This is a genomic window from Micromonospora yasonensis (assembly GCF_026013475.1).
In the GTDB taxonomy this organism is placed as follows: domain Bacteria; phylum Actinomycetota; class Actinomycetes; order Mycobacteriales; family Micromonosporaceae; genus Micromonospora; species Micromonospora yasonensis.
Genome location: NZ_JAPDPH010000236.1, coordinates 1 through 10,594, shown reverse-complemented (window position 1 = coordinate 10,594; position 10,594 = coordinate 1). Strand labels below are relative to the sequence as shown.

Genomic DNA, 10,594 nt, shown 5'->3' with positions numbered 1-10,594 from the left:
TCACCGAACTGATGAACTTCGACGAGGTGAACCGCTATCTGATTGAGAAGATCACCGCGATCGGCATCCGCTACGACTTCGGCGCAGGCCCCGATCTGCTCGGCCGCCGCCTGCGCGACATCGACGTGAAACAGGGCCACCTCTACGGTCTGCTGCATCGCGGCCGCGGCCTGCTGCTGGACCGCACCGAACGCCTGACCGTCGGCGGCTGGTCGGACCGGGTCGATTACCTCGGGGATCCCACTGCGGTACTGGATCTTCCGTGCGTCCTGCTACGCCCCGACGGCCACGTCGCCTGGATCGGCGACGATCAGCAGGACTTGGACGACCACCTCTCCCGCTGGTTCGGCAAGCCCGCCAACTGATTTCGCCTGAGCAACCGAAAATGAAGGCGAACACGCCTGTCTCGGGCCGAGACCATGACAGGGACTGGTTCGTGTGGTCATCCCGCTGTAGGTGGCGAGACGACGAGCAGATCTGCGGCGCTGTCGGCCAGGAGCTGGGAATGGCCGCCGTTCTCGTCGGACATCCACCGCCCGCCCCCCGACTTCGCCGAATGGCTCCACCGCCCATCGATGCGCCTACGCTACGGTGGCGGCTACGACCGAGAAGAGACAGCCGAGTCAGGCCGAGGCGGCCAGGCGCCCGGCCGCCGCCAACCGCTGGACGACGGCCTCGTGCGGTACGGCGTGACTGACGCGACCGGCCACCCCGACCGTGGTCGTGGCGACGAAGAGCGAGTTGAGCAACGCTTCCTCGACCGAGTCCAGGACGGCGGCGAAGATCGGATCGAGCTGCGCGTCCGAGAGCGGCGGCTGGCCCGGCTCGGCCGTGCTGAACGCGATCGCGTAGTCGCCGCTGCCGTTGCTGTACGACGCACCGACCCGGGCCATGGCGAAGACGGCCCGTCGGGCGAGGCGGCCGAGCTGCCGGGCGTCCAGGGGTGCGTCGGTGGCCACCACGATCATGCACGAATTGCCGGGTGGCTCGGCTCGGTCGGCAGCCGGGATCAGGTCCCGGACCGGCATCGGGACGCCCAGCACGGTCAGCACACCACCGAAGTTGGACTGGGTGAGGGCGCCGACCGTCACCGGGGGGTCGAACCCGTGGACGATCCTGGACGAGGTGCCGATCCCCGCCTTGTAGCCCAGGGCGGTGGTGCCGGTTCCGGCACCGACGCAGCCCTGCGCCGGCGGGTCGTCGGACGCCCCGGCGATGGCGTCCAGCACGTGCTCCTCGGTGATCGGGCGGCGCCGGACGTCCGACAGGTGACCGTCGTTGGTCTCGCCCACCAGCGGGTTGAACGACAGGCCGTCCGGTCGGCGGTCCATCAGACAGGTCAGCAGCGCGTCGGCGGCCCGGAACACCGAGAGCGTGCCGGTCAGGACGATCGGTGACTCCAGTACGCCGAGTTCGTCCACCTGGGTTGAGCCGACGAGCTTGCCGTAACCATTCCCGGTGTAGACGGCTGCCGGCAGGGCCCACCGCCCTGGGCCGAGTTGGCTCGGGACGATCGCGGTGACGCCGGTGTGCAGGTCGACGCCGTCGTCGACGGTGGTGTGCCCGACCAGCACCCCGAAGACGTCGGTGATCGCGTTGTGCCGCCCGATGGGCAACGGTCCGACGACGACGCCGAGGTCGCGAGCGCGAGCGCGGTGGGCTGGCTGGTTCATGCGGCTCCTGTCGTCGGTGTCAGCTTCCCCACCGTCGGGGAAGATCGCTCCATTTTTGCTGGTACCGGCGGTGGTGGTGGTCGCCGGCGGTCGGCCTGCGCCCCTCCCGCCGCGCCGCTATGGTCGACGCATGATCAATGGCGCTCATGTGATCATCTACAGCTGCGACCCGGAGGCGGACCGGGCCTTCTTCCGGGACACGCTCGGCTATCGCCACGTCGACGCCGGCCACGGCTGGCTCATCTTCAGGCTGCCGCCGGCCGAGCTCGCCCTGCACCCGACCGACGGCGAGCCGGCCCACGAGCTGTTCCTGATGTGCGACGACGTCGAGGCGACCCGGGCCGAGCTGGCGGCGAAGGGCGTCGAGTTCACGATCCCGGTCACCGAGGAGCGGTGGGGGCTGCGCACCGCACTGCGCCTGCCCGGCGGCAGCGAGCTCGGCCTCTACGAGCCGCGCCACCCGGTCACGATCTGAGGCCGTGGATCGTCGCCGGGCAGCCGGCGCCGCAAGCTGAGGGTCCTAGCTCGGCGGGGCGTCCCTGACGAACAGGATTCCGTCATAGCCAGTCAGGTGGGCCGGGTCCAGCGGGGCGTAGCCGAACCAAGGGGACACCCGGGAAGCGGGCGTCCCCTCGCCGAGGATCGCCGCCAGTCGGCGGGTGTCGACGACGTATCGGTCCGCCGGGAGCGCGTACAGGAGCCCTTCGAGGGTGTCCGGGGGTGGGGTCTGCACACCGTGGTGGCGGATCGTGCCCAGAGCCGTGGCCAGGAAGGCGTACCCCTCGGCCAGTTGGGTGCTGACGATCGCCCCGGCGCTCCACCACTCCACCGGTCCCTCCCACATCCGCATCGTGCTCTTGTTCCGCTGCAGATGTGCGTTGTGGGCGTGGACCAGCGTCGGGCTGCGTTCGGTGAGGGCCAGGAGGTTGGCGGCCATCATCGAATCCCGCACACCCAGCAGCCGCGCCATGCGGCTCGGTGACGTGTCGGCCATCCAGAAGTGGTACCGCAGCAGGCCGACGGCGGTACGGCCGTACATCCGTGTCCGGTCCCAGTCGTCCGGTGAGGACGCCGCGATCAGGTGTGGCGTCTGCGTGTCAAGCAGGGTTACCAGGTCGTCGGCGAGCAGCCGCAGCTGTTTGGCCTCGGGCGTCTGCCCCACGGACTGGGACGGGTCCATCATCGCGGCGGGATTGGTCCACCGGTCGTCGGCACCGAGCAGGCGGTCGAGCGTCTCCGCGGTGCAGGGAAGCAGGTCGGCGTCAACCCGGGCGGTGAGGTACGCGTGCAGCGCGGTGAGGGCCTGCCGAGGGCTCGCGGCGCCGGTGGTCTCCAGCGGGCCGTCGAAACCGGCGAAACGCAGCCGCTCCGCCACGGGCCGGCCCTCGTTGTACGCACGCATCCAGCGCACCAACTCACGGTTGCCCGCGAAGGCACCCCACTCGTGGCTGAAGCCGCGCTCCATCACCTCGTCCAGGGTGCCCGTACCCGACGTGAGGTAGTCGTCCACGACCAGGCCCATCAGGCAGTCGCTCTCGATCGCGATCGTCCGGTAACCCGCCTGCTCGACGAGTTGCCGGAAGAGATCGTTTCGCAGGTCGAGCAGAACGTCCGCGCCGTGGGTGGGCTCACCCAGGGCAAGCAGCCGCGGCCGGGCCGGGAGCAACCCCATGACGGTGGCAGCATCGACGACATGGGCGGCGTCCTTGATAGCAGCAGTCATTCCCTCAACGGTATCGTTGAACCGTCGGTTGAAACTTTTCCCGCAGTTACGGCAGAACGGTGCGGCACAACCTTCAAAGTGACGGACAACTCAGGCCGGTTGACCTGGCGCGTGAGCACGGCCTGTCCACGCAGGCGGTCAGGAACTACGAGGCGGCCGGGATCCTTCCGGGCGCCGAACGCACTCCGCATGGCTACCGCACCTACACGCCGCTGCACGCGCAAGCGCTGCGCGCGTTCCTCGCCCTCGTGCCCGGACACGGCCACCAGACGGCCACGTCGATCATGCAGGCGATCAACCGGGACGCGACCGAGGACGCGCTTCGGCTCATCGACGAAAGTCACGTTCAGCTTCTCGATGACCGCCGCACCCTTCAGGCCGTCGAAGCCGCGCTTCGCGACCTCGAGCCCGTACCGCAGGAACGCGGTGACACGTTCGTCGGCCCCCTCGCGAGAAGGCTCGGCATCCGACCAGCCACCCTGCGCAAATGGGAACGCGCCGGCCTGGTCCAGCCGCGCCGCGACCCGCAGACGGACTACCGGGTCTACACCGCGGCCGACGTACGCGACGCCCTGCTCATCCACCAGCTCAGACGAGGCGGCTACCTCCTGGAGCAGATCGCCCCGCTGATCGTCCAGGTCCGCTCCGCCGGAGGCGTCGCACCCCTGGAGTCGGCGCTGCGCGACTGGCACGCCCGTCTCTCGGCCCGCAGCCGCGCCATGCTCACCGGTGCCGCCGCGCTGGGCGCCTACCTCGACTGCCGGCCGGACCCCGCCCGGAGACCGGCCGAGTCCCTCTGATCGTCGGAACCGCCCCCGGATGCGCGGCGAACGCATGTCGGCCGGCGGCCCCGGCTGGCCGGGCGGGACGGCCGATGGCAGGGTCGGGGGCGTGACGGGGATGACCGGGGCGGACGTACGGGCGGCGGCCGCCGAGATGACGCCGGTACTGCGGGGCACCACCGACCGGGACTGGACGGTCCGGGCGGGCGACCTGGAGTGGTCGTGCTGGACGACGGCGGCGCACGTGGCGCACGACCTGCTCGCCTACGCCGGGCAGGTGACCGGGCGGCCCGATGGCGGATATCTCCCCTTCGACCTGCGGGTGCGCCCCGATGCCGGCCCCGCCGACCTGTTGACCGTGGCGACTTCGGCCGCCGGCGTGCTGGCCGCCGTCGTGGACACCGCCGACCCGGACAGCCGGGCCTGGCACTGGGGCCCCTGCGACCCGGGCGGGTTCGCGGCGATGGGCGTGGCGGAGATCCTGCTGCACACCCACGACCTCACCCGAGGGCTCGGCCTGGACTGGGCGCCGCCGGAGCCGCTGTGTGCCGGGGTGCTGCGCCGGCTCTTCCCGGACGCGCCGGACGGCGAGCCGGTGCCGGTGCTGCTCTGGATGACCGGTCGGGCGCCGCTCGGGGACCGGCCACGGCGTACCGCCTGGACCTGGCGGGCGGCGCTGGACTGAGGCTTGCCGCGCGTCGCGCTCAGCCCCGTCGCCAGGGCAGCCGCCAGCGCCGCCGGGGCCGGGCCGGGGCACCGGGAGCGGCTTCCGGGGCGGCGAGGACCCGCTCGGCCGCCGTCCGCTCCCGGTCGGTTCGCCACTGGCGTACGACGTCGTCGGCGTTGACCGGGCGGACCACCACGCGCGGGCCCGTCGGGGTACGCAGCCAGGCCACGATCTCGGTGTTCAGGTCGGCGACGTAGGCGCGCACCGACTCCTCGGTGGGCAGGTCCCGCACCTCGCCGGGGAGCCGCTCGACACGGCGGCGCAGTTGCAGCGGGGTGGGCAGCATCAGGTCGGCCGGAAGCTGCTCCCGTTCCAGGAAGCTCTTGATCCACCACGACTCGTCGTACGGCAGGTTCCGCCCCGGGATGGGCTTGCCGGCACCGGGCAGGTTGTCGAACTCACCCCGCTCCTGGGCCGACCGGATCTGCGCCTCGACCGCCGCCTCCCAGCCGTACGTCACCGCCGTCACCTCCCGCACCCACCGTATCCGCTGGTCCCGACGCCGGTCAGCGCTCCCCGCGGGCGGCGCATTCCCGTTGGCGGACGTGGCGGTGGCCGTCACGCGGGAACGGCGGCCGGGCGGGCAGCACCTCCGCGAAGACGTACCCGCTCTTCTCGGCGACCCGGCAGGAGGCCGGGTTGTCGACCTGGTGCAGCAGTTCGAGGCGGGTCAGCCCGTGGGCGGCGAAGCGGGCGAAGGCCCACGCGCTGACCGCGTCCACGGCGCGCGGCGCCACCCCGCGCCCGCGCGCCGGCGCCGCGGTCCAATATCCGATCTCGGCGTCCGGCCGGCCGGGGATGACCTCCTTGAGCACCACGTTCGCGACGAGTCCCTCCCCCTTTGGGGTCGGCTCCAGTACCGCGAAGCTGAACCGTCGATCGGCCGCCCAGCCCTGCCGGCTGCGTCGCAGGAACGCCCGGGCCTCGGCCCGGGTGGTCACCGGGTTCCGGGTCCAGCTCAGCAGCACCGGGTCCCGGTACGCGGCCAGCAACGCCTCGACGTCGCCGTCGCGCCACGGTCGCAGCAGCAGGCCGGGTGCGGTCGGGGTGGGCGCGGCACGCAGCACGATCGACATCCCGGTAGTGTCGCCGGTCACCCCGGTCGGTGGCGAGCCCGGCCGCCGAACGGGCGTAAGGTCCCGGTGGCAGGACCTCGTTCACCCCGGCGCCGCTGCCGCCCGACCGGCCCCGGCGGCTGTTCACCATGGGCCTGGTCACCAACCTGCTGAACCCGAAGATCGCCATCCTGTACGTGTCGCTGCTGCCGCAGTTCATCGACCCGGCGCGGGGGCACGTCGCGGTGCAGAGCCTGCTGCTCGGGCTGACCCAGATCAGCATCGCGCTGACCGTGAACGGGCTGATCGTGCTCACCGCCGGCAGCGTGTCGGCGTTCCTCACCCGCCGTCCGACCTGGGCCAGGGTGCAGCGGTACGTGATGGGCAGCGTGCTGGCCGGTCTCGCGGTACGGATCGCGGCGGACCGGTCCCGCGCCGTCGCTGCCACCCCCTGACCGTCAGCGGAGCAGCTCGCGGAGCACGGCCGCACCGCCGGCCGGGATGGTCACGCTGTCGTCGACCGGCTCGACGGTGACCCCTCCCACAAGACAACCGGCAGCGGCTGGTCCTCGACGGCGAGCCGTACGCCGGGCTCGGCCTGCAGATCGGCGCCGACGAACTGGTCGCGGTCGCCGTCGACCTCGGCGGCAACCGGCTGCTCACCTGGCGGCGTGCCTTCGCCGCCACGGCCGCCACGCCGGGGCAGACCGTGCAGGCGCTCGCCGCGCTGGCCCGCCGTGCGATCACCCGGGTCACCGGGCAGGGCCGCGCCGTGCTCGGCCTCACCGTCGGCGTACCCGGACTGGTCGACGCCGACGACGGCGTCCCGCTCGCGTCCGCGCTGGGCTGGCGGGACGTGCCGCTCGCCGCCGAACTGCGCCGCGCGCTGCGCGACCCGGGCTTCACCATCGGCGTCGACACCGACGCCAACCTCGCCGTCCTGGCCGAGCAGCGGCACGGCGCGTACGCCGGCACCACCGACCTGGTGCACCTCACCGGCGGGGTCGCGGTCGGCAAGGGCCTGGTCAGCCGCGGCCAACTGCTGCGCGGCGGCCGCGGTTTCGCCGGCGAGCTCGGCCACGTGCCGGTGGACCCGGCCGGCCCGGTCTGCGCCTGCGGCCGGCGTGGCTGTCTCGCCGCGCTCACCGGCGTGGACGCCGTGGTCCGCCGGCTGCTGCCCGACGCCGCCCAGCACGGTCCGGTCACCGACTACCTGCCGGAGATCGACCGGATCCAGGCCCTCGCCCGCTCCGGCGACGACGCCGCGCTGAGCGGGCTGGCCGAGGTCGGCCGGCAACTCGGCCACGGGGTGTCCGTCCTGGCCAACCTCCTCGACCCGCAGGTGGTCGTGGTCGGGGGGCACTTCGCCGCGCTGGCGCCCTGGCTGCTGCCGGCGGCCCGGACCGAACTCGCGGCCCGCACCCTGGCCCCGCAGGCCGGCGGCTGCCGGCTGGAGGCGAGCACCCTCGGTTCGGCGGCCAGCGCCCTCGGCGGCGCCACCGCCGCCCTCGCCACCGTCGAGGCGGGCCGGTTGCCGGCCGCCTGAGACCGCAGGCTGCCGCTCCGCCCAGGCCGGACGGAACGCGGCCGGTGAGCCGGCCTTGACCGGCTCGGTGTCCGGGTGCCAACCTCGGTACGGGCCACTCCGGCACAGGGCAGTCGGGGCGGCATTTCTTTCCGCGGTCGTCGAAGCGCTTCACCAGCGTCCGGGCCGACGGCCGCCCCTCCCGCCAGCGCCGCCACTCGTCACGACGGTCGTCGAAGCGCTTCGACCCACCGCCGGGCGGACCGCACGCCCTACAGAAGGCACCTCGCCATGACCGATCGCATCCCTCAGCGCCTCGACGACCTGCTGGCCCGGCTCACCCTGACGGAGAAGCTCGGCCTGCTGCACCAGTGGCAGGCGCCGGTGCCCCGACTCGGCCTGCCGTCGTTCCGCACCGGCACCGAGGCGCTGCACGGCGTCCCGGCGACCGTCTTCCCGCAGGTGGTCGGGCTGGCCGCCACCTCCAGCGACCTGCCACCCCGGGTGTTGCACGAGTACGAGTTCCCCGCCTTCCGCGCTCCCCTCGAAGCCGACGCGGCGGTGGCCGTGATGGTCTCGTACAACCGGGTGAACGGGGTGCCGGCGCACCTGAGCCCGCTCATCGAGGACGAGCTGCGCGCCTGGGCCGACGACGAGATCCTGGTGGTCGACGACGCCGGCGCGGTCGGCAACATCGCCGGCGTGCAGGGCCACCTGCCCGACCACGTCGAGGGATTCGCGGCCGCGTTGCGCGCCGGGATCGACAGCTTCACCGAGGACGACCGGGACGGCACGCCCACCGTCGAACGGCTGACCGCAGCACTGCACCGCGGGCTGATCAGCGAGTCCGAGGTGGACCGTGCGGTCCGCCGACCCCCGAAGGCGGGCCGCTGACCCTCGACGGCGATGCCAGCGCGTTCGACGTCCTCGACTGGGGGCAGGGTGTGCTGGCGCTGCGCGCGGTCGGCAACGGCCGGCACGTCGGCGCGCACGAGACCGGCGCGCTGGTCAACGACCGGCCCGGCCCGGGCGGCTGGGTGGTCCGCGAAACCTTCCGCTTCCACCACCGGCCCGACGGCACCGCGCTGCTGCGCCACCTGGCCACCGGCCGGTGCGTCACCGTCGACGCCGACGGCACCGCCGAGGCCGCCGCGCTGGCCGCCGCCGCCGACGTGGCCGTGATCGCGCTCGGCAACCACCCGATGGTCGACGGCAGGGAGACCGAGGACTGGGTCGACCTGGCCCTGCCCGCCGGGCAGGAGGAACTGCTGCGCGCCGTGTACGCCGCCAACCCGCGCACCGTGCTGGTGGTGACCAGCAGCTACCCGTACGCGGTGGGATGGGCGCAGGCGCACCTGCCGGCGGTGCTGTGGACCTCGCACGGCGGCCAGGAGCACGGCAACGCGCTGGCCGACGTGCTGCTCGGCGACGCCGACCCCGGTGGGCGGCTGACCCAGACCTGGTACGCCGACGCCGCCGAGCTGCCCGACCTGCTCGACTACGACATCATCGGCGCCGACGCCACCTACCTCTACCACCGGGGCGAGCCGCTGTACCCGTTCGGGCACGGGCTCAGCTACGCCCGCTTCGAATACGTTGACCTCCGGTTGAGCTCGTCGCGGTGCCCGTCGGCGAGGCGGTCGAGGTGAGCGTCGAGGTCGTCAACACCGGCACCCGCCCGGGCACCGAGGTGGTGCAGCTCTACAGCCGGCAGCGCCGTTCCCGGGTTCAAGCAGCCGCTGCGGCAGCTGCGCGACTTCGCCCGGGTCACCCTGGATCCCGGGATGAGCGCCCGGGTCACGTTGCGCCTGCGTACCGACGAGCTGGCCTGGTGGGACGAGGCGGTGGGGGCCATGGTGGTGGAGGACGCCACCCACACGCTGCTGGTCGGCGGTCCGCCCCTGACGTACGCCTGGTGGGCGCGGTGACGGTCACCACCGCCGCCCGCGCCGGCCGGGGCCCGGTGCGGGGCCGCCCGATGAGCGGTCGTACCACCGGTGGCCAGGTCACCATCGCCGACGTCGCCCGGCACGCCGGGGCCGCCGCGAGCACCGTGTCGTACGTGCTCAGCGGCACCCTGACGTGTCCGGGCTGGTGGTGCAGCAGCACCGGCACCGGCCGGTGACCACGGTCAAAGGTTGTCCGGCTGGTGCAGGGCCGGGTGGTGCTCATCCGGGGCGGCGTACCAGGCGGCCCGGTCCGGGCGCAGCGCGGTGGCGATCCGCAGCCGGGACCAGTCGTCCAGCTCGGGCAGGTCGTTCGGGGAGAACCAGTCGACGGCGAGGGACTCCTCACCGTCGACGGTGGGCGCGCCGCCGACGGCTCGGCAGTGGAACCAGACGTTGAGGTACTCGCAGACGTCGCCGTTGGGGTAGACGACCGGGTGGGTGGCGACCCCGCCGACCCGCTCGATCTCCACCTTGACGCCGGTCTCCTCGTACACCTCGCGCAGCAGCGCGTCGGCCGGCTGCTCGCCCGGGTCGACCATGCCGGCCGGGACGGACCAGCGGCCGTTGTCGCCCCGGCGGGCCAGCAGCAGCCGCCCGGCGTCGTCGGTGACCACGCCGCTGACGCCGTAGAGCATCAGCAGTTCGTGTCCGATGTGGCGGCGCATCCGGGCGATGTAGGGCGACAGCGGCATTCCGGCACCCTACCGCCGGGCCCGGGGCCGGCCACTAGACTTCGCCCCCGATGGACGCCCAGCCCGCCCCCGAGACCCGCCCCTGCGCGCACTGCGGACGGGAGGTGCCGCAGCGCGCCGGCGCCGGCCGGCCGTTCCGCTACTGCCGGGACAACGACGGCGCCTGCCAGCGCGCCTCGCGTAATTCCCGGATGCGTCACCGCAACGCCCCCGGCCTGCCCGGGCAGGTGGCCCGCACCTGGGAGGCGGTGGACCGGCTCGACCAGATCGTGGTGACCCTCAGCGAGGCGCTGCACGCCGAACTCTCCCCGGCCGGGGTGGAACGCCAGCTCGCCGAGGTCCGCGCCGAGACCGCCGCCCGGGTGGCCGCCGCGCACGGCGAACGCGACGAGGCCCGCCGCGACGCCGAGGACGCGGCCGCGGCCGCCGCCCGGGCCAACCAGGAGGCGCGGACGGCGGCGGCCGCCT

14 protein-coding genes and 2 pseudogenes are annotated in these 10,594 nt (G+C 73.3%); 11 read left to right on the top strand and 5 right to left on the bottom strand.

Annotated elements, in window-relative coordinates:
* Positions 1–365 (top strand): aromatic-ring hydroxylase C-terminal domain-containing protein (locus tag ONA70_RS30675; RefSeq protein WP_454557365.1); only part of this gene is annotated, 365 nt, incomplete at its 5' end.
* A 258-nt stretch (positions 366–623) separates the two neighbouring features.
* Here the strand turns inward: ONA70_RS30675 and ONA70_RS30670 are convergent.
* Positions 624–1,673, bottom strand: a complete 1,050-nt coding sequence (locus ONA70_RS30670; RefSeq protein WP_265009983.1) for a P1 family peptidase — start codon at positions 1,671–1,673, stop codon at positions 624–626.
* A gap of 130 nt (positions 1,674–1,803) precedes the next feature.
* On the opposite strand from ONA70_RS30670, the gene ONA70_RS30665 reads away from it, so the two are divergent.
* On the top strand, positions 1,804–2,148 hold the full coding sequence (locus ONA70_RS30665; protein WP_265009982.1) for a VOC family protein: 345 nt from the start codon (positions 1,804–1,806) through the stop codon (positions 2,146–2,148).
* 45 nt (positions 2,149–2,193) lie between these two features.
* Here the strand turns inward: ONA70_RS30665 and ONA70_RS30660 are convergent, their stop codons facing one another.
* A complete protein-coding gene (locus ONA70_RS30660; RefSeq protein ID WP_265009981.1) occupies positions 2,194–3,396 on the bottom strand; it encodes an erythromycin esterase family protein in 1,203 nt (400 codons plus the stop codon).
* A gap of 59 nt (positions 3,397–3,455) precedes the next feature.
* On the opposite strand from ONA70_RS30660, the gene ONA70_RS30655 reads away from it, so the two are divergent.
* Positions 3,456–4,196 carry a TioE family transcriptional regulator gene (locus tag ONA70_RS30655; protein WP_265009980.1) on the top strand — a complete coding sequence of 247 codons (741 nt, stop codon included), beginning with the start codon at positions 3,456–3,458 and terminating at the stop codon, positions 4,194–4,196.
* A gap of 100 nt (positions 4,197–4,296) precedes the next feature.
* Complete coding sequence (locus ONA70_RS30650; protein WP_265009985.1) at positions 4,297–4,863, top strand: maleylpyruvate isomerase N-terminal domain-containing protein; 567 nt, start codon at positions 4,297–4,299, stop codon at positions 4,861–4,863.
* A gap of 19 nt (positions 4,864–4,882) precedes the next feature.
* Here the strand turns inward: ONA70_RS30650 and ONA70_RS30645 are convergent, their stop codons facing one another.
* Both ONA70_RS30645 and ONA70_RS30640 read right to left on the bottom strand, forming a co-directional pair.
* Positions 4,883–5,383: a DnaJ family domain-containing protein gene (locus tag ONA70_RS30645; RefSeq protein ID WP_265009979.1), complete on the bottom strand. Its 501-nt coding sequence runs from the start codon at positions 5,381–5,383 to the stop codon at positions 4,883–4,885.
* Positions 5,384–5,411: 28 nt separating this feature from the next.
* On the bottom strand, positions 5,412–5,981 hold the full coding sequence (locus ONA70_RS30640; protein WP_265009978.1) for a GNAT family N-acetyltransferase: 570 nt from the start codon (positions 5,979–5,981) through the stop codon (positions 5,412–5,414).
* Between the two features lie 62 nt (positions 5,982–6,043).
* Here ONA70_RS30640 and ONA70_RS30635 point away from each other — a divergent pair.
* The 6 genes and pseudogenes from ONA70_RS30635 to ONA70_RS30610 form a co-directional block, all read left to right on the top strand.
* Positions 6,044–6,415: pseudogene (locus ONA70_RS30635) on the top strand (LysE family translocator); the annotation flags it as partial.
* A gap of 107 nt (positions 6,416–6,522) precedes the next feature.
* Positions 6,523–7,506 (top strand): ROK family protein, encoded by a 984-nt coding sequence (locus tag ONA70_RS30630; protein WP_319959241.1) that lies wholly within the window; start codon positions 6,523–6,525, stop codon positions 7,504–7,506.
* A 270-nt stretch (positions 7,507–7,776) separates the two neighbouring features.
* A complete protein-coding gene (locus ONA70_RS30625) occupies positions 7,777–8,379 on the top strand; it encodes a glycoside hydrolase family 3 N-terminal domain-containing protein (RefSeq protein ID WP_265009977.1) in 603 nt (200 codons plus the stop codon).
* Between the two features lie 50 nt (positions 8,380–8,429).
* Entirely contained in the window at positions 8,430–9,134 is a 705-nt protein-coding gene (locus ONA70_RS30620; protein WP_265009976.1) for a glycoside hydrolase family 3 protein, read from the top strand.
* A gap of 90 nt (positions 9,135–9,224) precedes the next feature.
* A complete protein-coding gene (locus tag ONA70_RS30615; RefSeq protein WP_406601277.1) occupies positions 9,225–9,413 on the top strand; it encodes a fibronectin type III-like domain-contianing protein in 189 nt (62 codons plus the stop codon).
* Complete coding sequence (locus tag ONA70_RS30610; protein WP_265009974.1) at positions 9,410–9,610, top strand: LacI family DNA-binding transcriptional regulator; 201 nt, start codon at positions 9,410–9,412, stop codon at positions 9,608–9,610. The genes ONA70_RS30615 and ONA70_RS30610 overlap by 4 nt, the downstream gene beginning before the upstream one ends.
* Before the next feature lie 6 nt (positions 9,611–9,616).
* On the opposite strand, the gene ONA70_RS30605 is transcribed toward ONA70_RS30610, so the two are convergent.
* Positions 9,617–10,126, bottom strand: a complete 510-nt coding sequence (locus tag ONA70_RS30605) for an NUDIX hydrolase (protein ID WP_265009973.1) — start codon at positions 10,124–10,126, stop codon at positions 9,617–9,619.
* Between the two features lie 50 nt (positions 10,127–10,176).
* Here ONA70_RS30605 and ONA70_RS30600 point away from each other — a divergent pair.
* Positions 10,177–10,594 (top strand): annotated as a pseudogene (locus ONA70_RS30600) (hypothetical protein); the annotation flags it as partial.